The sequence below is a fragment of the Agarivorans sp. Z349TD_8 genome, assembly GCF_050870825.2.
Classification (GTDB): domain Bacteria; phylum Pseudomonadota; class Gammaproteobacteria; order Enterobacterales; family Celerinatantimonadaceae; genus Agarivorans.
On the sequence record NZ_CP194037.2, the window covers coordinates 4185722 to 4209407 of the forward strand.

Below are 23686 nucleotides of genomic sequence, written 5' to 3' on the forward strand. Positions count from 1 at the left end.
TCTGGTTTCAAACAAAGTATAGTGAGGACTATCACCGAAGATCAGACTTCACCACAGCGGTGTTGCACATTTTATAAACAAAACAGCAGGATCGATAGACTTTCAAGCTGATGAGTAAGGCCGTATATCAATTGAGCCCCATAGCTGCGACTCATCTGGTGATACTGATCGCTCGTTTGGCGAAGCCAAGCCAGTAAAGTGCAACCGCGAATCTGAATTGGCTGATGCCGTATCAATCCACCGAAGCCTCAAGCTTGAGCTCCAATCGCTCTACTTTTGTTATAAAACATGGCTTAAGTCTCGCCTCTTAACAGCCCTTACAACAAGCGACCACTCACTTTGAAACAAAAAAAACCGCAAAAAAATTAAGCGAAGCCTAGCAAATAAAAATAATATAAATCATAAGCTTGCACTAAGAAAGTCCCAACAACTGCATCAAGCTGATTGACCAAAGCGAGACACAGACCTTAAGTTCTGATGCTCACTGAACACAAAACGCTTTATTTAATAGAGCATCCGTCGCTCAATCACGCGCTCACTCTGGCGGAAGATCCCAAAACTCACTTCGCCTGCGCCAGCTTGATCATCACTCACTTTGCCTGCACCAGCTTGATCATCATTGTCATCGTAACGGCCGTTACCATTCCAGTCATCGCGTAACCAAAGATTATCAGGATTGAAATCTAACCAATACTGCACGCTGCCGGTGTTATTTTGCCCCGGAGAAGCAAAGTCAAACCACAAAATGCCCTGATTTATCGCAGACGACCTGACCTTCACACGGCTGGTTCCTTCCCCCACAACAGCAATTGTTTCTAAATTCGGGGGCAGTACCGCCGCTTCGTCCACAACCTGTAGTATATTCTGACTCACATCGGTACAAGTATCCTCAGTATTGGCTTGATAACGGCCATTTAAGAAATATTGCACCTCACCAGTTGCCGCGATCGGCTGCAACTCAGAGCCATAAGCATTGTTCAAACGCAAACGCCCGTGGCGAAACTCCGGCGCTTGACCTAAGGAACAACTACCATCGTCATTACAGTTAAACTGCGCGCCATCTTGGTCGATTAAAACCAGTCCAATCTCCATGTCGCGAATCGGCTCTTCGCCAACCACATCTTCGCGCTTAGTTAAACCGGAACTTACGGGGGAAGAGAGCTCAAACCAGCCCTGCGACCAGCCTTGCGGCACCAGGTCGATGAGCCAGCGTTGATTCACCTGCTCATCACTCAAACCACTTAACTGCCAATGATCCTTGGGCTCCCCGCCCTGAGCCACCACCTGCACCCGATCCCGATAATCGGTAGCTGAATCATAATTCTTAACCAAGTCTCCACCAGTATTATAGGCGCCAATCTTCCAGCTTAACTGTTGTTGCGGTTGACCCAAATAAGTAAAACTGCCACAGCCCGCGCGAATCTCTGAGGAGTCAAGGCCATAATATGCCGGATAAAAGCGGCCTACATCAACGCTGCCTTGCGGCGTAAATACCTCACCATTGGCCGCGGTCAGTGGAAAAGTATAATCGAGATAAGAGACAAGCTGCGCCTTTAAGGCGATACTCCCCACCTCATCCCAGGCTAAACCCTCATAAGTCACCCGCCCATTTCCCCAAGTCACATCGCCAGGAACCGTTAGCTCACCATCAAACACCTCTATCGGGCCACTCTCATCGGGATCAAGTGGAAAAATTAATTTATGGCTGACTTTCACTGGCTGATTCGACTCGGGCTTAAAATTAGCGGTAATACAATATCTAAGCTGGTCAGGAAGCTGGTCATAGCTGCAATGACTCAGCGCCACCAGTTCAGCTTCAAAGGGCGCGCCGGCGGCAGCAAAGCCATCCCCGCTTAAGGCCGTCCCCTGCGGGTTCTCCTTCCCGCTTGGGGAGCGAACATCGCTCCAAACAAAACGCTCTGGCAGCCAATCCAGGTTGACACTGGCCCGTAAGGTCTGCAGACCCTCATCATCTATACTGTCATTTTTATCCCAAAAATTTACCGCAATCTTGCCAGCATCGGGATAAACCAAGGCGATGTTCTCACTTTGACCAGCGGTAAACTGAACCTTCACATCGCTCGCCTCACCCTCTGCTGCGCCCACTAAAGTCCCCTTCACACTCAAGCCCTGCGAGCCCTGACTGGGGTTTAGGTAGTCACTCCAGAAAGATAGCGATTTCTCGCCCGCATAATTGACGATCTGCGCACAGCCCGGGCCATCTTGATTTTTACCCACGGCGGTTAAGCGCAAACGCGCATCGGTATTCGCGATATGCGGGTTCTCCCCATAGCTGCCGCTTAGTTCAGTTTTGAAACCGTAGGCTTTAAAATCAACATTCTGACTATCAAAAATACTGCCATCCTGAGCTTTCAGGCTGGTCTGCCCCTCAAGGGCATGAAAGATACTCAGCTGCACTTGGCCTTGATCATCGGCTGCAAAAGTATACTGAGCCGCACCATTAATACTCGGGCTTAAGCTGCCATAACCGTTGTTGGCCGGATTGAGGATTGCCCATTCGCCATTACCGCTACTGCTGCTTAAATCCACCGAGCCGAGAAAGCTTTGATCAACCGCACCATCCAGCAGCGCGGTTAAAGTAACGGTATGCGCTTCACAACTTAAGCCGATAGAGGCCACTTCCAGTTTTAGCGCCGCCTCCCCCACCGGCGGGTCACCAATACAGGTTTGAAATTGACTCGCAGGAATAATAGTTAAGCGATGCTCACTAGGTTTTTGCCAATACAGATAATAATACTCATTACCTGTATGTTCATGATATCGAAACTCAACTTTGTGCCAACCTTTTGCCAAGTTCAGAGACACTCGATTTTGCGGTTGTTCAGATTTACTATGTAGACCATAGTAGCCAGTGACCACTTGCTCATCAATCAGCAGCTCAACTGCATCATCCCCATCCACCGCAAACTGGTAAGTCCCTGATTCTGGGGCATTCAAATAACCGCTGATAATTCCCAGGTAGTAATCTTGTTGTGAACTGTGAGGATTCACATCTCGGCCGCCACCATTAATCCGAGTTAAAATAGAGCTGCCTAAATAGTATTTCTCTACCGCTTGTTGCTTAACAAGCTTCTGGTACTGCTTAGCATTTTCGGGCGAACGCTGTTTTCGCTCACTATTCCAAGGGCGACTATCATAAGTAGAAAAATTCAAGCCCGCAGGACAAACTGGCGGTGGGGTATATGTGCCTTCACACATCGGCGAAAAATCGACTTCGCCAGCATTTGCAACACCGTAAACTTTGCTGCCTTGGGCTAAGTCTATAATTTTGTGTCGAGAGAATAAGGCTCCGCTGACTTCGGCTTGGTACTCTAGGCGAATATTTTTTCGAGCATAAGCAACAAATGCAGCTTTGGTCTCCTGAGCTAACTCAATTCTGTCTCGCGTATAAATCGCTAATCGTAGTGGATTGCCATTGAAATTAAGTTGCGATTGATAGCCAGTAATAAAGTGTTCTTTAACAAAGATTTTAACGGTACCGCTGTTGCCCAGCACTTCGAGCTTTGCATTACCCCCGAGATCAAAATTTCCATCGATCCAATAGCTTCCTGGTGAAAGGCGCAAAATACTCTGGTAATCCAGAGCAATATTTTTGATGAAATACTCATCGCGTTGGCTTGAAAAAGTAATGACACTTCGCGTGCCGCCTCGAATATCGCCAAAATTATCGGTGTTGTAGGCCTCGCCACCAAGCGTAATGCTCTCTTGATAACCAACATTGACGGACTGGCCTCGACTTTTTTTCTTAACGGCAACATTAGTCCCGTCATTAGCTAACTCACCGCTTACCCGGCACTCTCGGTTGGCGTCAGGACAGGTATATGTGAAAGAACCCTCGTTATCTATATCCGCAACATCCAACTGACCTTGATTGGAACCAAATATTTGCGCTTCATAACCGATGGAAAGTACCGAATTTGGCGCTGAAGACGCGATTGGCCCTGAGAACACTTCACCACATTCCACCGCCCAAACACTGTGTGACACCAATAAGCTTAAGGCCAAACCAGAAGCACCATCAAACAACAAACGAACAACCTGCTTTAAATAGTTCATAAGGAACTCCGGGTCTGTACCCTTTGGCTGCGTTGTACCGCCACCCCACCTGCGCCACAGCTGGCGGTGGCGCTCAAATCAAAAAAGCGCGTATCAGATAACCCCACCGCCGAGACCGCCAGGCGATTACAGCGAAGCTGCACACGACAGTTGGCAAAACCTTCACCGGTCAACGTGGGATTTAAGTTCACGTCGGCACAATCAGCAGGATTAGGCAGATTAAGCGGAAATAACTCGGACAAGGCCTGCTCCAAGCCCGATGCCGCGGCTAGGTTGGCCCGGGTGCCCAAGACCTCCCAGGCGGCATTGCGCGAAGTATCTTGGATCATGCTGCTTAAGCCCGCCCCCAGCAGCGCCATCACCACAATCACAAACAAAGCCACCAGCAAAGCGCTACCGCGCTGGCGGTCGCACCGACTGGGTAAGCGATACAAACTACGGTTGGTTGAGCACCACAATGTCATGATTAAATTCCACTACTTCATTATTTTCAACAAAGGCCAGGCGCAGATTCACTAAACCGTTTCGGGTTAAGCTGGGCTCAACTACCCGAAACGGCTGAACCGAGCTTGGCATCTGTAGTTTACTTGCCATCAACACCCCATTGGTAGCACTCGCTGGCTGGTAACGGATTAAATTGCTGCCTTCGACACAGTAGCGCACCGGCTCACTAAGAATAAACAAACGCTGCGCTGGAGAACCACTGGCAAAATTCACCGGATTAGCAAAATTGAGCGTACTCAGCCCTGAACCCGCATCTGCGCTCATGCTATTTAGACAAAACACTTTGCCGGTCTCTAAATCACAGCCAGCATCGAGCAACTGACCCGCGCCATTTAAAACTTCATTGCTACTTAATACATAAACACTAGCCCAAGCATTGCCCTGCGCCGCGACCACCGGCTGGCTCGGGGAAGTGACCACACTGGCAGAAACTGCACTATTCGGGGCAATGGGCAGGTCAATATAGGTATGACTGGAAAGCGTTGGCACAAAACTCAGGCAATAGTCAGCTTGATTATTCTTATTGGGATCCAAGCGAGCACTATTGGGTAGGCTATTATGCAACTCCCGACTCAAGCGCTGCAGGGCAAAACGAGCCTCGCCGAGCAATACCTGGCGGTCGGCCCCTTGGCGATAAATTAAGCTACCGGTACGAATAAAATCACTGCTGGCGATGGCTAAAATCGCCAGCAGTACCATGGTGAGCACTAATTCGATGAGGGTGAAACCGCTCGGGCGCTTCATCAGTAATTCCACCGATAGGCACTAAAAGCATAGTCTACCGAATTAGGTGCTCTCACCCACAGGTCAATCCGTTTCGCCTGATTTTGCCCATGCTCCGAACTATCAATCGCCACTCGATAACTATAATGACGATACACATCGGCTAAATCGACGCCCAGACTATCGTCGATGGTGATATACCGACCATCGGTCACATAATCATCCACATCGTTATACTGCGCACGGCTCTCGCCATCGGGACCATAATTTGCGCGAGTCGTACAAACTTGAGAAGCGGTTGGTGCAGACGCTTCGCCGCAACGCCAGAGGCCTCCGCCCGTATGATCAGAGCGCTGGTCAAAGGATTTGGTCAAGATCTCATTCATCAGACTGGATCCCAACTCAGCGGCGCGGATCTGATAAACCGGATCGATGCTACGCCGCGCCAAAGGCGCCACAAAAGAGCTAATCACCACCAGTGCTATCGCCATGACCACCATGCCAACCACCAGCTCAATCAGGGTAAACCCGCGCACCACCGCACGACTCACAACATGCTTATTCGGCATGAATGTAACCCTCCGCCTCAATCACAATGGCTTGGCTTTGCTCTCCCTGAATAGTAATGCGGCAAGGCAGGCGACGACACAGGCTGGAGTCGGCGAGAATGACTCGCCCCATGCCATCAAATACCAGCTTTCCCTGACTCACCGTGAGTCGCTCGGAGAACTCGACCGTGGTCGGACCGATGGGCTGGTCACGGCAACGACCACTCGAATCAATTTCACCAGAATAATAGGAGTGGGCATCAATTTGCAGGAAGAAGCAGCGCTGATAGTGATTCATCGCCTGAGTTTGCACCAACTGCAAACGACTCACCAGTTGCTCGCGTAAACTCAGTTCATCAACACCACTACGTAAAAACTTTGGGGCCACCGTCACCGCCAAAATAGCGATTAAGATGAGAGTAATCACCAGTTCAACCAGAGTGAAACCGGTATAACGGCAATGAGGTCTAGCGGGATATGCAAGTGCACCCAAAATTAATAAAGGCTAGCCGAAGCTAGCCCTTAACTCATTAACAGCCATCTGTTGTCGATGTTACATCTGGAGCATCACCAGAGTTTACGGCAGGCGTATAAATCACTTGGCAAGACTTGCCCGTTGGCGGAGTATAATCTGCGGGGACAAAGGTTACTGCGGTATTCACTGCTGGTGTTGAAGGCGTAACAGTCCAATCAGCCAAGGTAACATCTAACCATAAATTTATTTGAGTACTACCAAATGCAGTGCCATCAGGGTAGCCAAAACGGACGGCTACCGCAGGATCTGTCAAGGTTACCGCTGATGATTTCTCTTGTCCTGCAATAGCAGCCTTACTGTATACCAGATTTGCCCCTCCCTTGAGTGCAGCTTCCAAACCTTTGACTGTAGAGGTTCGCGCATCATCAGTGAGATTCAGAAATTTTGGTGCGGCGGTCACCGCCAAGATCCCCAAAATAATAATCACAATCACCAATTCGATGAGCGTAAAGCCTTGTTGTTTCATTGTTTTCATTTCTATATCCTTAGAAAATTATTGATTTAAAATCGTTAGTTAGGAATATTGGTAAATACCCGCCCCGCGGCAGGCTGATAGCTAAAATTATTGGATGATGTTTCATCACTTCCTGGGTTTAAATAACTGCCATCGCCACTTTTTGCCAAGGAATTCACCTGATAAAAGATACAACGGCTGGCTTCTGCTGCACCGGTCACGGTGGCATAATACTTATAGTAATCGCCTTGGGTCGCCACTTCGCTAAAATTGGCGGTAGCTCTTGCTGGATTCTGTAAGATTGCCTCCCATACCTTAATACATTTGCTGCCCGAAATCGTCCCCGGGTCCACCGCCTCATTGTCACTACTCATTGGATAGCCGGGAGCCACACTGCCATTACTAATTTGCGCCGCCGTTGGCGTGGTTAAATACAGTTGCTGGGCGTCATAAATCACTTTATTTTTACCGTTTTCACTGGGACGGCCTTCGGCTTCCCACTGCGCTCGAGCTAAGGAGACCCCTGTCGCAAAACCACCTGCAACGCCCTCTAAACTTGCGATTTTGGCCTCATCGGTAACATCTAAAAATCGGGGTAAAGCAGTCGCCGCCAAAATGCCGAGGATCACAATCACAATCACCAATTCAATAAGCGAGAAACCACTTTGCTGAGTCCGCAGCGCGCCTGCTGTTGAATATTTCGTCACCTGCCATCCACTCCCATCAATCATCATCGATTTGTCACCAAGCCCTGGCTTGCGTGGTAAATAATTTCACCTTGCGGCGCCAAATGGTAATAACAGCGCTGCTGCTGATACTTGGCCTTGGCTTGCGCTTCAAGACTGAATTCAAAACCAATCATATACCGCCACAATTGCAAACACTGTGCAGTTGAACTCACTTGTGGCCAACCAGCATCATTCATCTCCAGCCTAAAACTATCGACGTCTGCCGCTTGCGGATGCTCTAAAGCTTGCTGATATAAATTTAAGCTTAGCTGCTTGGGTCGCGACTGGGCCAACCACAAACCATGAAACACTCCTAACTGAGACTTCCAAGTTTGCGTATACTCTTCTACAAGCTGTTGTTCTGCATGGTTTATTGTCCTCATTAGGCTGGCTAAAAGCAACCATACAAGCAACAAAACAATGGATAGACTCACTAGCCAACGAAAACGAGCCGAGTGAGAAGACATTTTGCGGTTCTCCCGCTGTCTAGCCACCCCTGACAGCTCGCATCATATCCCACATTGGGGTAAAGATCCCCAGCGCTAAAATCAACACCATCACCGCAACAATGCAGATTAAAATAGGTTCGATCCGCGCGGTCAAACTCTTCAAATCATAGTCCACTTCACGTTCGTAAAAATCAGCGGCTTCGGCGAGTAGTTCATCCACTTGACCAGTCTCTTCTCCCACCGAGATCATTTGCAGTACCAATGGCGTAAATAAACCACTCGCGGTGGCGTTACGCAGTAAGCTTTCGCCCCGTTCAATCCCACGCCGCATGTCAACGATCCGCTCAGCCATGAAGGCATTATCTACCGCCGCCGCCACCAGCGATAAGGCTTGGTTAAGCGGAACACCGGCGCCAAGCATCATCGAAAAACTACGCGAGAAACGGGCTAACAATGAACGCTCAATCACCGAACCCACCACCGGTAAACGCAAGCGGGTTTTATCCCAACGCAGCCGCCCCGCTGGCGTGGCTAAATACCCACGAACCGCAAAAATTGCAGCCACCACAGCCACCAATAACCAGGGCCAATAGTTCACAAAAAAGTTCGAGGTGCCAATTAATATTCGGGTTGCCAAAGGCAGCTCCGCATTAAAACGACCAAAAATTTCGGCAAACTTAGGGATCACAAAAATATTAAGGATCACCATTGCGATCACAATTGCTAAGATCACAAAGGTTGGATAACGCATTGCCGTTTTAATCCGTTTACGGGTATCCATCTCCAACTCAAGATATTGGGATAGCTGCAAAAATGCTTGCTCCAACTGACCGGTATTTTCGCCAACATGCACAATACTAACAAACAGCTGCGAGAACACTTTAGGATACTCCGCCATCGCTGTCGAAAGCGTTCGTCCACTACTGAGCGAATCGTAAACGCCAGCCAATGCGAGTTGTAAACTCTTGCTATGCGCGCTCTCGGCTAAGCCATTAATCGCTCGCATAATTGGGATCCCAGCCTTGGTCAGCGAATACATCTGCCGCGTAAATACCACCAGCTCATCTAATTTGATCCGCCCTTGCCATAGGCCACTTAAATCGAGCGTGCTCAAGCCCTGACCCTTGGCTTTTATTTCGGCAATTTTTATCGGCGTCAATCCTCGGCGAAGCAAACTTTCTGCCGCTGAATTTTGCGAACTCGCCTCTAGCTCGCCATCGATTAAGCGACCACTACTATCACGAACTTGATAGTGGAAAATAGCCATTAGTGGGCCTCATCCAAATCGCCCACGACCGAGCCGTAGAGATCAATCTCTTCCACTAAACGTAATACCTCTTCAACCGAGGTAATGCTTTGCTTCGCATAATCTAGCGCCGCCAAAGAGAGCGGACGGTAGGAAGCAGCGGCTTTGGCCACTTTGGAAAATTCGTCAGGGTTTTCCCGTCGTAAACATTCCATCATTGCTTCGTTTAATTCCAGTAATTCAAATACCCCAACACGACCTTTATAACCGGTGTAATTACAACTTTGACAACCGCGCCCATGATAAAATTTGCTCTCTGACAAGTTGTCATTGCTCAAATGTTCTAACCAAACCTTCTGTTCCGAAGTTAATGGCTGCGGGTGTTTACAGTTTTCGCATAAACGGCGCACCAAACGTTGAGCAATCACCGCTCGCAAGGAACTCGCCACCAAATATCCTGCCGCACCCATATCAATTAAGCGTAGCGCACTGGTAATGGCATCGTTGGTATGTAAGGTGGTTAAAACCAAGTGACCGGTTAAGGCGCCACGCAGGCCTATTTCTACGGTTTCTTGGTCACGCATCTCCCCGACTAATAAGATATCGGGATCTTGACGTAAAGTGGTCCGCAGAATGCTCGAAAAATCGAGGCCGATCTTAGTGTTAACTTGCACCTGGTTAATCCGAGGCAATCGATATTCCACCGGATCTTCCACGGTGATAATTTTAGCGCCGGGTTGATTTAATTCGGTTAAGGCTCCGTATAGAGTGGTGGTTTTACCACTCCCGGTTGGCCCCGTCACCACAATCATGCCATGTGGGCGATGCAGCTGACGACGAACTCGCTCCATGATGTCTGTGGGCATGCCCGTTTGTTCTAACGAAAGGATCCCTGTGGACTGATCCAGCAAACGCATCACCACCGATTCTCCGGCTTGAATGGGCATCGTAGATACCCGCACATCGATGGAATGACCCCGAACCTTAATATTAAATCGGCCATCCTGAGGGAGACGTTTTTCCGAAATGTCCAGGCCCGACATCAGCTTCAAACGTAGCACTAAGGCAGAGGCTATTTGTACTTCGTTGAGCACGCTTTCTTGTAAAACTCCATCAACCCGTTGCCGGATCCGCAATACTTTTTCGTCAGGTTCGATATGAATATCAGAGGCCCCGACCTGCACTGCATCTTCAAATAACGACTGCAGCAATTTAACCACCGTGGTTTCGTTGCTCTCATCATTGGCGGTAACCAAACCAATATTGAACTCATCGCTACTGGCATATTCTTCTTTTAATTCTTGAGCAAAACCTTCAATTTCACGGGTTCGACGATAAAAGCGATCAAAAGCCTCTAGTACTTGAGACTCTCGAACCACTACATATTCAAGCTGATGCGGAGACAATAAACCCGCCAGGGTATCGGTCGCCGAGAGATCAGCCGGATCGGAAATAGCCACGGTTAATACATCAGCATCTTTATGGATCACCAATGCTCTTAAACGTCGAGCATGTACTTCACTCAGCAATACCGCAGCATTGGCATCCACCGCAATTTGTCCTAAATCAACAAAGGGGATCCCTAACTGGCGCGCTAAAAATTCTAACAGCTGAATTTCGCTAATCACACCCAACTCAATCAGCGCTGCGCCCAATTTTTGTCCGGTTTGTTTTTGTTTGGCTAAGGCCTGACTTAGTTGTACATCGCTAATCACCAGTTCATTAACTAACAAGTCGCCTAAGCGCATACGTAATTTTGGTTGCGCCATCGTTATTGCTCCAACTGCCGAATACGGCTGGTGACAAAATCACCGGTTTGACTAGAAAGTTGCCCCATTTGTTCGGCTTGATGATAAGCCGCCAACGCTTCTTTATAATGACCCAGTTTATCGTTGGCAATCGCGTAACCCAGCCACCAACGCGCGCGAGAAGGTTGTTGTTTTAGTAACAAGCGATAACTATCAAAGGCTAACTCGGTTTTATTTAAGCGCTGCGCCAAACTCGCTAACATGGCGTAATAATCAACGTTCCCTGCCACCTCTGGCCGCTGCGCATCAAGGTAGAACAAAGCCTGCTGCCAATTCTGTTGTTGAACAAAGATCCGCGCCAACATCAAACGAAATCCACTATGTTGCGGACTCAGTTGAATCCCCGCTTCAAGTAAGCCAACCGCACGACTAACATCGCCACGACCAAACTGTAAGGCAGCCAATTGTTCGCGAACCGAATGCGCACGAGGATCTAATTGCAAGGCCTTACTAAACTCACTGCGTGCTTGCTCTAAACGTTTGTTATCCAAGGCCTCCATAGCGCGTCGGGTGTATAAGTCAACGCGCTGCTCCAAGCTTAAGGTAATGGGGGTGATTTGCAAACTGGCCGTTGTCGATGCCGTGTCTAACGGCTTCGCTTGAACTTGTGTCTTGTGCGGATCATCAAGCGCAGCAACCGAGCGCGGCGCAAACTTTTCGACTGACTTGCGGGGAATGGCAGCGGATGTTTCTTGGCCGACCTCAGTGGCGACGGACCGACTCTGCTCTGCGGGCTGAACCACGGCGCTTGTTTTCACCGAAGCAGCCTTGATCATCGGCTTTGATGGCATCGCTTCACCAGGCGCGACTAGCAATGAAGGCGTCTCGGCGGCAATACTCGGACCCTTTTCAACGATAGGCAAAGTGACAGCCATTGCGCTAGCAACTGTTTGTAAATTTTGTTCTTCTACTGATGGCGTTACAGACGACTGAGGCCCTGAACTATCTGCTTGAGTCAGCACCTTTACATCACTATCAATATGAATGCTCTGAAAATAACGCAGTGCTAACCAGGCAGCAACGGAGAGAGCGAGCAAGACCACCGCCATCAGTAAGTAGGCTCGTAGACTACGCCCCGAATCGTCCACCAAAGGTGACATACTCTGCGGATTGGTCTGCTGTCGTTTATCTAAATCTTTCAGCATTTGATTAATCACACTCATTGCCTGAGCCCCCACCAGAAAGCAGCGGCAATACCAAGTCCAAGAGTGATGACCAAGCCCATCACCCCCAAACTATTGCGCCTAAAGCTTGCATCCTCGGTATCATCAATCGCCTGCTTCACCATTGCCACACTCACTTGCTGAGCACCTTGCCCATAACACAACATCAATACTTTATGGGCGAGGATATTGATCAATCTGGGGATCCCGCGACTGGCGTCGGTTAACATGTTTAAGGAAGCCGCGGTGAATAATGGCCCTCCGCGATAACCACTCAAATGCAGGCGATGTTGAATATAACTGGCCACTTCATCTTTTTGCAACGCTCGTAAACGATATGAAAAAGTGATCCGTTGCCTTAATTGACGTAATTTGGGGCTCGCTAAACGCTCGTCTAGCTCCGGCTGTCCAAATAAAACCACATGTAATAACTTACGCTGTTCGGTCTCTAAATTACCGAGTAAACGGATCACTTCGAGCGCCTCATCGCTGAGTGCTTGGGCCTCATCAATAAGCAATACAACCGGCCGATCTTGGCTGGCGAACTCTATGAGTCGATGATTCAGCAGTTCCAACAACTGATGAGCTGAACGCTCAGTTTCAAGCATCAGACCCAGTTCACTGGCTAAAGCGGCATGGATTTGTTCAGCGGATAAACTGGGGTTAGGCAAATAAGCAAATTGATATTGCTCGGCCATCTCGTTAAGCAGCTTACGGCACAATAAGGTTTTACCGGTGCCGACTTCACCACTCACTTTAATAAAACCTTCCCCCGAAGCAAGTGCCGTTTCTAAGACCTGAATCGCTTCATGGTGGGGCAACAGCGCTTGATACAGGCCGGTGTTTGGCGTTAAACCAAATGGCGCTTGAGAAAGGCCAAAATACTTAAGATATACCGCCACTAAATCCGCCTAATTATCTTCTGGGTACCATGTATTGAGCAGCTTTTGAGACTTCTTCAGCTCATTCTGCCAAGTTTGTTGTTGCACCACCGTAGGCTGGATTAAAATAATCAGTTCAGTTTTAGAGCTTGCCTTAGAGCGGTTGGTAAATAACTCGCCGAGGCCAGGAATAGAACCAATAAACGGAACCTTGGAGACTAATTCTTGCTGCTTACTACGCATCAAACCACCAATCACCACCACATCTCCAGAATGAGCCTTAATCACCGTGTCCGTCTCGCGAATATCACTTTGTGCCAAGGGTAAGTCCAAACTCCCCATTTCGCTGCCAAAGTTAATCTCTTTACGCTGCTCAACCACATCGGTTACCGAGGGGTGAACATGTAACAGTACTTGACCATTATCATCAATTTGTGGTGTCACATCTAAGGCCACGCCAGAAAAGAAGGGGGTCAGCTCTACGGTCGGAGTGGTTACCGTTGAAGTACCACTAATCGTGGTACTGGAGACATCAGTCACAAAATATTCGTCGGTCCCGACTTTAATCACCGCCTTTTGATTGTTCGAGGCCGTAATTCGTGGACTGGAAAGCACATTCACATCACCTTGAGTTTGCAGCAAGTTGACCACTGACTGGAAGTTACCTTCAGTAATCGTGAGCGCCCCTCCTCCCCCAAGAACACTGCTAATCGCATTACCCGGTAGCTGTGACACACTGTTAAATAAAACCTCGGTCGAGCCGATTAAATCACCCGCGTTGGTCCAATCAATGCCCTGTTGGTAACCATCACTTAAGGTCACTTCGATAATTTTTGCTTCGAGGATGACTTGGCGTTGTAAGTTAGTTTCTGACTGATTCAAGAAAGCCTTAATGGTACGTATTTCATCAGGAAAAGCCCGAACCGTGACTAAGCCGGCTTGGGGGCTCACCACGACCATTCTGCCATCCTCCGCATAGGCTGAAGCGCCATCATTACGGCTATTCAAGCCAATCATGCCGCGTAATGAGTCTTCCAACTCTGACCAAAAGCGCGTTTCAGTTGAAGATTCAATGCGAGTACCATCAAAACTATCGCTACGACTCGAATTGCTATTTGAACTATTTGAACTATTCGAATTGCTATTTGAAGAATTGTTCGAATCACCGCTACTAGAGCCATTGTTACTATCTTGATTAGCCGTAATCCCTCCAGAGCTAATCCGAGTTCGCGTATAGCCATAACGCTCGAGCATCAAATAATTTAGCGGTATGGTTTCAATACGCATCCCCGCAGGGTAAACATGTAACACTTTACCGCGTCGTTGAATATCATAACCATACATATCGGCGACCACATCAATGGTCTCTTTGAGCGTCACCTCTTTCAGCTGAAGGCTTATTTTTCCTTCAACTCCGGGATGTATCGCCACACTTAACGGGGACCCCTGAACTAAGGCAGGAAAAAATGCCTTGGCTTCGACATCACGCGCATTCACATCAAAGCGGTGCTCTGTCTGCAATAAATCATCTTGTTGTAAAGCTAACTCAGGCATCAGTTCCGCCTGAACAGCATCGGGCAAATCTAAAGCAGGTTTAGGTATATCACTTTGCTGCTGAGCTTCCGTGATCGCTTGCTTCGCTTCGCTGGGATTGGGGCGAGGAGTTGTTTGACAAGCATTTAATAGAACTGCCGCCAGGCCTACAAAAATCCATTTCATATACATCTATTACTGCCCCTGTACCACGGAATCTTTCACTGAAACTGTATCGAGTTGAATTCGATATGATTGATTTGATTTCACTAAAACGACATAACCTTGGGCAACGCGAACTAAGCTAAACCCATCAATCTTCTGATTTAATGCCACAAAACGCTGATTAAGAACCGCACCAGTTTGAGAACCGCCCACAATCACCGCCTGCAAACTCGGTAACACTAATGTCGCCTTCGCGATTGTCTGACCCAGCTCACGAGGTGGCGCAGTTGGATCACTTAAACTGTTCGCCCAAGCGACACCTTGTATCATTGTCGCTATCATCACAATAGCCATCATTTGCTTAAGCACTAATAAAGTCCTTATGACTACTTAAGGTGTAAATATCGATAGTAATATTGGCCCGCGGATAAGCATCAACCTGATACTCAATTAATTGCCACAAGAATCGTTGCGGTAAGGCTTCTACTTTTTGTAAATATTTTAATAGAGGAAAGTAGCCCCCCGTAAGTTTAAGCCGGATCCCATGACGATAAAAATTCAAGCTATTATCACTCTCTTCCTCGCGAGTTAATACCGGTTCTGGTGCGATGGAATCTAGCGACAACAGTTGCAAACCTTCACTATGTTGCAGTAATTGTTCTAAAACTTCGGCCATTTCCCCAACTGGAATTAAACCCGCTTGCTGAATAGCCAACTGACGGTCAATCTGGCCAGACTGCGCTCTTAGCTGAGCGACTTGGCGCTGAAGCTCTGCATTGGGATCTTCAGCGAGTTTACGCTGACTATAATCGATCTGTATTTGGTTTTCTTTTAACTCGGCACTCAGTCGAATAAACGCTGTCTTAGCCTTAGCTTGCTGCAAGCTCATTGGTTCTAACCAGAAATAATAAGCCGGAAAACTCAATACCACGAAACCCGAGATAAGGATTAAGGCTCGCTCTCGTAAACTTAAGCTGGCAAAGCGCTGTTGCCATTGCTGCCAACGCTCAGTCATGCGCCCCCCTCAAGTCAGGCTGAAGTTCGGCGGAAGCACTCAAACTAAACTGTAATTGCTGTTGCTCATCGCGCTGAATCGTTAAAGCCGAAAATTGTCGTTTAGCCAGTTCCGGATAATCCTGAAACTGCTTTAACCACTTAGGCACGGCATCACTAGTTGCTGACTGACCGCTTAATGCCATGGTGTCACCTTGAATATAAATGCGACTCAACCAAACCTTATTATCATGGATCGAGGCAAGCGCTCGCAGCGTCGCTGAAAATCCTTTATTGGTATCAGTCTGATTTTTTAAACGCTGTTGCAGCAAACGCTTCAATTTTAATTGTTGCTGTTGTAAGGCCGAGTCGCGCTGTAAGTCTGGGTTTAGCGAGCGAGCTTCGAGCGCCTGTTTTAATGTGCTCAATTCCTGACTTTGTAAGGTCACTAATTGTCGCTGCTGGCTCGCCTTATCAATCGCGATTTGAGTTTGCGTTTGCAGCCAAAAACCATACGCTATCAGCACAATCCCAAGCACGAACCAAAGCAGTATGCTTTGTCTTAATGACACTCGCTCCTTTTGTGGGTGAAACTCCTCGGTATAGAAGTTAATTCTGGTTTTCACGACAATACCCCAGCATCAAGTCCGCCAAGCACTGGTAAACGATAGTAATGTTCGCTCTCGCCAATGGCATCCAGAGACAATAAATTCACTTTGGGCCCCAGGTTATGTTGCAATTGAACGGCAATTTCGTCACAGAAACGGCTCGGGATCGCTAATTGAATCAAACTCACTTCAGGCAGTTTGAGAGTCGCACTGATGTAGTCAATGGAACGCTGCAATTCAAGGCTTAAACTATCAAAAAAGTTTTGCGTAAACTCTATCTCCTGCATTCGACCTAAACTAGAAAATGCTCGCAGCTGGCGACTAAAGCAGATCTGACCTTGACGCACCACGCTTAATTCAAGATCACGCCCCTTGGCTTGCCACAGCAACATTTGACAACGTTCATTGGCTTCCAACAAGTTCGCGGTTGCAATGCTTTCGATGGTGATCCCTTGAAGCTTCAGTCCTTGTTCTTTAGCTAAAGCAACTAATTGGCGAATAATCGGTTTACTCACACAAACCACATTCAGCTTTTCTGCAGTCATCGGTGCAACTGGTATTTGGTAGTAATCGACCACTAATTCTTGAACTGGTTCCGCCACCATATCCTTAATGGTCCAAGGAACTGCATCCGCCAGCTCCTCTTGCGCGACATTAGGCTTTTCGACTTGAAACTGCTGATAGTGCTGATTGCCCAAAACAAATACAATTTGATGCTCGTTGCCAATGCCAGCCTCTTTACATAAAGATGCAAAAACTTCAGGCCACTGCTCTATGGAAGTCACCGCCTTCTCAAAAATCTGCTGCTGTTGATTGGCTACCACCACCAGATCAGATCGCATATAGGCGCTGCTACAAAGTTTGCTTTTTTTGCTTCGCCAAAATGCTAAGTCCATCGTATATTCCCATCGCCCGCTTGCGCTTCTATGTCTCAATTTAGTCTAAACTTTTCTTTTATTTTTGAAAGCATTGGCTAACAAATATGTGCTAGTTCTCCAGATAATAAGCCCTTAAGTCCGGTTTCTCTTTCAAGATGTTTACCGAGGATTTAGCAAACCTTGATACAAGACAGAGCTTGGGTAATATTAGCATTCAACTTTAGCTGAACATAAGATCTGGAATATAAAGCCCAAACCTAGCCAGAAAACTAAACGAAGCGTAGTTTATGGCTATTTTATTCCCAGAAACGATTCAATGATATTCACTTCGCTCGGCACTTCAAACTTAACTCAGGGCCTAAAATGAATTAAATCGCTTCCGGTTTGGAAAATAAAAAGCCCTGCACGCAATGAATACCTAGACGTTGTAATACTCGCCACTCTTCGTTGCGTTCAACCCCAACAGCGATCACTTTCACCCGACCCGCACAACTGGCGATAATAGAGCTTACCGCTAATTGATTGACCTGACGAATTTGAATATCACGCACTAAGCTGGTATGTAACTTTAAATACTCCAGTGTAAGCTCACCAAGGTACTGGGTACTAACGACTTGCTGACCAGCCCGCTCTACAGCGAGTTTAATGCCCTTTTTATTGAGCGCTTTGAGCCTAAGCATCTGGGTATCATTTAACTGAGAGAGTTGAATTTCGGTGAACTCTAAAATCAGCTTTTGACACTCTCTAGCTGGGCGGTCAAAAATCCATTGCAATAATTCGCGCATCACCGACTGTTTGATAACCGTTGCAATATTTAGATTCACACTAATCGGATCACTTGAGAACCTCACTTGTTGCATCGCAAAACTGAGCGCATGATGGTCAAACTCGGCCTGTAAACCACTTTTCTCTGCCCAAGGTAAAAATACACCGGCATTAATCACTTCCCCTTGATAATCGGTGATCCTCGACAACAGCTCTTGATAACACACATCACCGTCTTCATCATATACCGCCTGATGATAGTAATGCAGACCATCATTACTCAGGACATGCTGTAACAAGGTTCGCCAGCGAACCGAGCCCTTTCCTGTTTGAGTTGAATTCAACTTACGAGAGATGACATGCCAAGCATTATGACGTTGCATCTGTGCCACACGCAAAGCGTCTTCGGCTTGTTCAATGACCTGTTGTGCACCATCCCCATATTGATAACCAGCAATACCGATATAGAAAAAGTCATCGGCATTAACCACTTCTGGCAACGCAATCCGCTCCAACAATTTTAAAATGCCAGCAGCAGTATCTTCCGCTTCATCCAAAGTCGACAGCGGTAATAACAAAGCAAAGGCATCACCACTATAACGAGCCAAATTCACTTCGATATTGCGTTGCGTATATTGTTTTAAAACCTGGGCGCTTTGCTGCAAAATAGCGTCACCTTCACTACGCGCGTACTGGTAATTTACATCGTCCATACCGCGCAAATAAATCAGCAGCACTGCACCCGTGTGGGCATCAGCGTCGGTAATTTCGGCTTCCAATTGATTATAAAAATGAGTGCGATTAGAGAGTTGGGTGAGTTCATCAACAAAGGCATTATTACGAATAATACAATCAAAACGACTCCGCTCTTGACGCGCCTCTATCAACTCGGTAATTAATTGTTCCAATGCCTTGCTGGCTGCATTCGGCCACTCTTTTGCACTGCCAACTTGCGCATCTCGCAAGCGCCCAGCCAAGATGCGATTACCTCGAGTCTGTAATAACTCTGCGCCATGCATGATATTTTTCAACCAACGAAATACCACAACCAAGCCCAGGGCAACAATCACTAAACCGCCACCAATCCCAAGCATGGCCTCCGGCTCATAAGTCAATTGCTTAAACGGTCGTTCCACCCAGATTTGTACGCTGAAGTCAGGGTGAGCCACTAAAGGATAGCGGTAAGAAATTAAGCGATTACTGTTCCCCGTATAATTTAGTTCACGAAAGGTATAGAGCACACCACCACGATTAGACACTTCTAAAGCCTGAATATTATGCGCTCTTAACCAACTGGGTAACCACTGCGCAAATTCCGGAGTATCGGGTTGTACACTTAACTGACCATCAATCACTTCTACAACGGAGTGCAATTGCTGTTGTTGTTGATTGAAGGCTAACTGACGAAAGGTTAATCCACCACCAAGTAATACCAACAATACTGCAACCACGACGCAGCTAATGGTAAAAATAATAATCCGATTGGAGAATTTCATGCTTGGTGTTCCTCACCATCTAGGCCGTCGATTTACCATCCCTTAACATCAACAAGGCCTGTTGGTCTCTGGAGGTCAGTAATTTTTGTTCAAGTCACTGCTTTTTAAGCATGAAGAAAAGTTTGCCACAGCGTAAACCAAATCAATACTTATCAATTTCCTTTCAATAAGAAAACAGTCGCGCCTTCGGACGGAACTCGTCGCCCATCAATGCAACATTTACGGTGATCCGTATCGATAGAACACATCAGCTTCTAGAGTATATCAGTTATTCATCAAGGAGTTGTCTGTACAAATAAAAAAGACCAGCCAAGGCTGGTCTTCAACCTAGAATTTAAGCAAGCTATGGGCGTAGCATACGCTCACCACGGCTAATACCACATACGCCACTTCGCACCACTTCTAAGATTTCGGTGGATTGAGACAGGGTCTTCAAGCAAGCGTCTAACTTGGCACTGTCACCACTAAGCTGCATTACATACAGACTCGGAGTCACATCGACAATTTGCCCGCGGAAAATATCACAAGTTCGCATCACCTCTTCTCGCAGATTACCTGCGGCTCGAACCTTAACCAACATGATCTCGCGTTCCACATGGTCCGCTTCGGTAAGGACCGATACCTTAAGCACATCAACTAACTTGTTTAGCTGCTTGGTAATTTGCTCAATTGTATTGTCATCACCAAAGCTACAAATACTCATTCGTGACAGAGTGGGATCTTCGGTGGTAGATACCGTAAGTGAATCGATATTAAAACCGCGCTGTGAGAATAAACCAGTTACTCGAGATAAAGCACCGGCTTCATTTTCTAATAAAACTGAAATAATTCGGCGCATTATGTTCTCTCCGTTTTACTTAACCACATATCTTTCATCGCTTCGGTTTTAATTTGCATCGGATAAACATGTTCTTCTGGATCAACTAAAATATCCATGAATACCACCCGATCTTTCATCGAAAAGGCTTTTTCCATTGCAGCATCTAGCTCATCAGGATGGTTCACTTGGATCCCTACATGACCATAAGCCTCGGCCAACTTCACAAAATCAGGCACCGAGTCCATGTAAGAGTGAGATTGGCGACCATCGTAGAACATTTTCTGCCACTGCTTCACCATACCTAAAGAGCGGTTATTAAGAGATACAATTACAACCGGCACATTGTACTGCAAGCAAGTCGACAACTCTTGAATGTTCATTTGAATCGAACCATCTCCCGTCACACAGGCGACGGTGGCGTCAGGGAAGGCAAATTTAACCCCCATTGCCGCAGGAAAGCCAAAGCCCATCGTTCCCAAACCGCCGGAGTTGATCCAACGACGCGGTTTATCAAAAGGATAATAGAGCGCAGCAAACATTTGATGCTGACCAACATCGGAGGCGACATAAGCCTCTCCTTTGGTTACTCGGTACATCGATTCAATCACTTGCTGTGGTTTAATCAAGCTATCGCTTTTTGCATAAGTTAAACATTCACGAGCACGCCACTGTTCAACTTTTACCCACCACTGTTCAATCGCATCCGCATCATTTTTTGCGCCCGTTTCTTCGATCAAATCAAGCATTTGATTGAGTACCGCATCTACCGAACCAACGATTGGAATATCAGCATGCACTGTCTTCGAAATTGAAGTGGGATCAATGTCGATATGCAAAATAGTGGCATTAGGACAAAACTTAGCGACATTGTTGGTCACTCGGTCATCAAAGCGAGCGCCGACGGCAAAAATTACATCGGCATGATGCATGACCATATTCGCTTCATAGGTGCCATGCATCCCCAACATACCCAAAAAGCGAGGATCAGTTGAAGGAAACGCACCTAAACCCATCAATGTTGAAGTGACAGGCACATTCAGCAAATCGACCAGTTTACCGATCTGTTCACCAGCATCGGCAGTAATCGCACCACCACCAATATATAAGACCGGTTGTACGGCCTGATACAGAGCCTTAACGGCTTTCTTAATTTGTCCTTTATGGCCAGTCAGCGTCGGATTATAAGAGCGCATACTCACTGACTTAGGGTATTCATAAGGAAATTTAAGTAATGGATTTTGCACATCTTTTGGCAAATCAATCACCACCGGACCAGGACGCCCTGTGGCAGCGATGTAATAGGCTTTCTTAATTGCCGCTGGAATATCTTCAGCTTTTTTGACTAAAAAGCTATGTTTGACCACTGGTCGAGAGACACCGATCATGTCAGTCTCTTGGAACGCGTCTTGGCCGATCAAAGTGGTTGGCACCTGACCCGATAAAATCACCAACGGAATTGAATCCATGTAGGCTGTGGCAATACCTGTAATCGTATTCGTCGCGCCAGGGCCAGAAGTCACAAGCACGGTACCAACTTCTCCAGTTGCACGTGCGTAACCATCGGCCATATGGACCGCGGCCTGCTCGTGTCTAACCAAAATATGCTCAATATCACTGCTATCGAAGAGTGCGTCGTAAACATCTAGTACTGAGCCGCCAGGGTAACCAAAAATATGTTTAATACCCTGATCTTGCAAACAGCGGACGACCATTTCGGCGCCGGATAACTTCTCCATGTTCAAGCCTCCAGGCTTTATTTATTGTCATTGTGGGATAACTTCATTGTGTTGCGGAAAATGGGACATAAAATCCAGCCTTCCAAGGCTAGCACTGTAACGTTTCTTGCCCCCTAGCGTCTACGCTTTTGTCTGCTCTTTCTGCGGTTTTCGGTGGCAAATCATATAAATTCTTCATCCCTTACTAGGCAACAATAAGTTGATTAACCTAAAATAAAAACAAAAAACCAGACAGTAATCTAATACCATCTGGCCTCTCAGTACGTAACATAAGTTGTTTTTCAATTTATAGCATCATGCTCTTCCGTTAACCATATTTTTTGCTCGGGATCCGTATCCTCACTCAAAGAAATACTGACCCCCATATCATATAATTCTTGAATGGTCATATTATTGGCTAATTCCATGACTTCGCCGTCTTCATTAATGAAACGCATCTCTCTCTCCTCGTAGCACTAACCCCATACTTTTATTTTAGACAATGTATTCTCGCTTGCGGTTTTATCTTGGATAATATTTGTCATCATCTGTTGGCTGCTCGCAGGATAACTCACTTGCCGCCACATGGCGCTAGCCATTGATGACAGTTCAAGCCACTCTCCAGACTGAATATATTCCGCTAAAATGGCCGCAACATTGGGATAATGGACTGGCTCAGCTTGCTCCTGCTGCAACCAAGCATCCAATTGATAAGGGTCTAAGCTATCGGTTACCTGAGCCAAATTTAGGCTTTGTAGAGTATAAGCATTACTCTGCTGCTCAAACTGGCCGATCAGTGGTTTCACTAATAGTTTTTTACCTGCAGCCATTGCTTCAGATGGCAACTCAAACCCTGCATTACAAAATACCCCGGCGCAGGCACTCAAATGAGAGAGAAAAGTCTGCCTAGCGATGGGTTGAAATTGAATATTCTCATCTTCACCTACATGGCTGATATCTGGATGAAAACAAACAAACTGATAAGTACTAAAACGACGCAGTAATAGTTTGATCTGTGCTAAAGATTCAAAGGGTAAATACACCAGTATCTTGCCATGATTACTAATATTGCTTAAAGGCTCGACTAAAGGCGGAATAATAGGCTGCTGGTTATCACACCAATGTACACCAAGGTTATACTCACAAGGTGCAAAGTAGCGGATCAACAATTGATTCCAATAGCTCATTTGTTTACAGGGTACATCGTATAAAAACGCAGCTTGATGAGAGATCGATAAACTCTTCAAGCCTTGTTGCTTCGCAGCCCAAGCACTGACTGGTTCAAAATCATTGATCAGTAGATCATAAGCAGATAAATCTAAGCCCGTGACATCCTTTCTAAATTGCTTGAGCGATAAGTTTTTTAAGGTCTCCCAACGATCAATCTTACCGCCATGGTGATAAAAACTAATCCCTTTCACGGCGCGATAATCATCAAACTCTGGTACTTCTGGCAATGCTCCTACTCGTCCAGACATCAGCACATCGAGCTTAATACCACGCTGCTTCAACGCAGCACAAAGTAGCCTAGCGCGTGTAATATGACCATTACCAGTACCCTGGACACCATAAAGAATTCGCATCGTTGTCATCACCT

Annotated in this window: 22 protein-coding genes; all 22 read right to left on the reverse strand. The window is 46.9% G+C overall.

Annotated elements, in window-relative coordinates:
• Nucleotides 1-504 precede the first annotated feature (504 nt).
• The 22 genes from ACRRS1_RS18770 to ACRRS1_RS18875 all read right to left on the reverse strand — a co-directional run bounded on the left by ACRRS1_RS18770 (nucleotide 505) and on the right by ACRRS1_RS18875 (nucleotide 23672).
• Complete coding sequence (locus tag ACRRS1_RS18770) at nucleotides 505-4077, reverse strand: DUF6701 domain-containing protein (protein WP_432468935.1); 3573 nt, start codon at nucleotides 4075-4077, stop codon at nucleotides 505-507.
• On the reverse strand, nucleotides 4074-4541 hold the full coding sequence (locus ACRRS1_RS18775; protein ID WP_432460148.1) for a hypothetical protein: 468 nt from the start codon (nucleotides 4539-4541) through the stop codon (nucleotides 4074-4076). Before ACRRS1_RS18775 ends, ACRRS1_RS18770 begins: the two co-directional genes overlap by 4 nt.
• Entirely contained in the window at nucleotides 4513-5325 is an 813-nt protein-coding gene (locus ACRRS1_RS18780; protein WP_432468934.1) for a PulJ/GspJ family protein, read from the reverse strand. Before ACRRS1_RS18780 ends, ACRRS1_RS18775 begins: the two co-directional genes overlap by 29 nt.
• Complete coding sequence (locus ACRRS1_RS18785; protein ID WP_432468933.1) at nucleotides 5325-5873, reverse strand: type IV pilus modification PilV family protein; 549 nt, start codon at nucleotides 5871-5873, stop codon at nucleotides 5325-5327. The genes ACRRS1_RS18780 and ACRRS1_RS18785 overlap by 1 nt, the downstream gene beginning before the upstream one ends.
• The gene (locus tag ACRRS1_RS18790) at nucleotides 5863-6345 is read right to left on the reverse strand and encodes a pilus assembly FimT family protein (protein ID WP_432468932.1); all 483 of its coding nucleotides are present in this window, start codon (nucleotides 6343-6345) and stop codon (nucleotides 5863-5865) included. The genes ACRRS1_RS18785 and ACRRS1_RS18790 overlap by 11 nt, the downstream gene beginning before the upstream one ends.
• Before the next feature lie 37 nt (nucleotides 6346-6382).
• Complete coding sequence (locus ACRRS1_RS18795) at nucleotides 6383-6862, reverse strand: prepilin-type N-terminal cleavage/methylation domain-containing protein (protein ID WP_432460153.1); 480 nt, start codon at nucleotides 6860-6862, stop codon at nucleotides 6383-6385.
• A gap of 35 nt (nucleotides 6863-6897) precedes the next feature.
• A complete protein-coding gene (locus ACRRS1_RS18800; RefSeq protein WP_432468931.1) occupies nucleotides 6898-7575 on the reverse strand; it encodes a pilus assembly FimT family protein in 678 nt (225 codons plus the stop codon).
• Complete coding sequence (locus tag ACRRS1_RS18805; RefSeq protein ID WP_432455983.1) at nucleotides 7572-8036, reverse strand: hypothetical protein; 465 nt, start codon at nucleotides 8034-8036, stop codon at nucleotides 7572-7574. The genes ACRRS1_RS18800 and ACRRS1_RS18805 overlap by 4 nt, the downstream gene beginning before the upstream one ends.
• 19 nt (nucleotides 8037-8055) lie before the next feature.
• A complete protein-coding gene (locus ACRRS1_RS18810; RefSeq protein ID WP_432460155.1) occupies nucleotides 8056-9285 on the reverse strand; it encodes a type II secretion system F family protein in 1230 nt (409 codons plus the stop codon).
• Nucleotides 9285-11033, reverse strand: coding sequence for a GspE/PulE family protein (locus tag ACRRS1_RS18815; RefSeq protein ID WP_432468930.1), 1749 nt, complete (start codon nucleotides 11031-11033; stop codon nucleotides 9285-9287). The genes ACRRS1_RS18810 and ACRRS1_RS18815 overlap by 1 nt, the downstream gene beginning before the upstream one ends.
• Nucleotides 11034-11035: 2 nt before the next feature.
• Complete coding sequence (locus ACRRS1_RS18820) at nucleotides 11036-12235, reverse strand: tetratricopeptide repeat protein (protein ID WP_432460157.1); 1200 nt, start codon at nucleotides 12233-12235, stop codon at nucleotides 11036-11038.
• Nucleotides 12232-13137, reverse strand: a complete 906-nt coding sequence (locus ACRRS1_RS18825; protein WP_432460159.1) for an ExeA family protein — start codon at nucleotides 13135-13137, stop codon at nucleotides 12232-12234. Before ACRRS1_RS18825 ends, ACRRS1_RS18820 begins: the two co-directional genes overlap by 4 nt.
• Before the next feature lie 9 nt (nucleotides 13138-13146).
• Nucleotides 13147-14841 (reverse strand): pilus (MSHA type) biogenesis protein MshL, encoded by a 1695-nt coding sequence (mshL, locus tag ACRRS1_RS18830; protein ID WP_432455978.1) that lies wholly within the window; start codon nucleotides 14839-14841, stop codon nucleotides 13147-13149.
• 3 nt (nucleotides 14842-14844) lie between these two features.
• Nucleotides 14845-15183, reverse strand: coding sequence for a hypothetical protein (locus ACRRS1_RS18835; protein ID WP_432455977.1), 339 nt, complete (start codon nucleotides 15181-15183; stop codon nucleotides 14845-14847).
• Entirely contained in the window at nucleotides 15176-15829 is a 654-nt protein-coding gene (locus ACRRS1_RS18840) for a hypothetical protein (RefSeq protein WP_432468929.1), read from the reverse strand. The genes ACRRS1_RS18835 and ACRRS1_RS18840 overlap by 8 nt, the downstream gene beginning before the upstream one ends.
• The gene (locus tag ACRRS1_RS18845) at nucleotides 15822-16433 is read right to left on the reverse strand and encodes a PilN domain-containing protein (protein ID WP_432460161.1); all 612 of its coding nucleotides are present in this window, start codon (nucleotides 16431-16433) and stop codon (nucleotides 15822-15824) included. Before ACRRS1_RS18845 ends, ACRRS1_RS18840 begins: the two co-directional genes overlap by 8 nt.
• The gene (locus ACRRS1_RS18850; RefSeq protein ID WP_432468928.1) at nucleotides 16430-17311 is read right to left on the reverse strand and encodes a hypothetical protein; all 882 of its coding nucleotides are present in this window, start codon (nucleotides 17309-17311) and stop codon (nucleotides 16430-16432) included. Before ACRRS1_RS18850 ends, ACRRS1_RS18845 begins: the two co-directional genes overlap by 4 nt.
• A 350-nt stretch (nucleotides 17312-17661) precedes the next feature.
• Entirely contained in the window at nucleotides 17662-19554 is a 1893-nt protein-coding gene (locus tag ACRRS1_RS18855; protein WP_432460163.1) for an EAL domain-containing protein, read from the reverse strand.
• 343 nt (nucleotides 19555-19897) lie between these two features.
• On the reverse strand, nucleotides 19898-20392 hold the full coding sequence (gene ilvN / locus ACRRS1_RS18860) for an acetolactate synthase small subunit (RefSeq protein WP_432468927.1): 495 nt from the start codon (nucleotides 20390-20392) through the stop codon (nucleotides 19898-19900).
• Nucleotides 20392-22110 carry an acetolactate synthase 3 large subunit gene (locus ACRRS1_RS18865; RefSeq protein ID WP_432455971.1) on the reverse strand — a complete coding sequence of 573 codons (1719 nt, stop codon included), beginning with the start codon at nucleotides 22108-22110 and terminating at the stop codon, nucleotides 20392-20394. The genes ilvN and ACRRS1_RS18865 overlap by 1 nt, the downstream gene beginning before the upstream one ends.
• Nucleotides 22111-22391: 281 nt before the next feature.
• On the reverse strand, nucleotides 22392-22547 hold the full coding sequence (locus tag ACRRS1_RS18870) for a hypothetical protein (protein WP_432455970.1): 156 nt from the start codon (nucleotides 22545-22547) through the stop codon (nucleotides 22392-22394).
• A gap of 18 nt (nucleotides 22548-22565) precedes the next feature.
• The gene (locus ACRRS1_RS18875) at nucleotides 22566-23672 is read right to left on the reverse strand and encodes an MJ1255/VC2487 family glycosyltransferase (RefSeq protein ID WP_432460164.1); all 1107 of its coding nucleotides are present in this window, start codon (nucleotides 23670-23672) and stop codon (nucleotides 22566-22568) included.
• Nucleotides 23673-23686 lie beyond the last annotated feature (14 nt).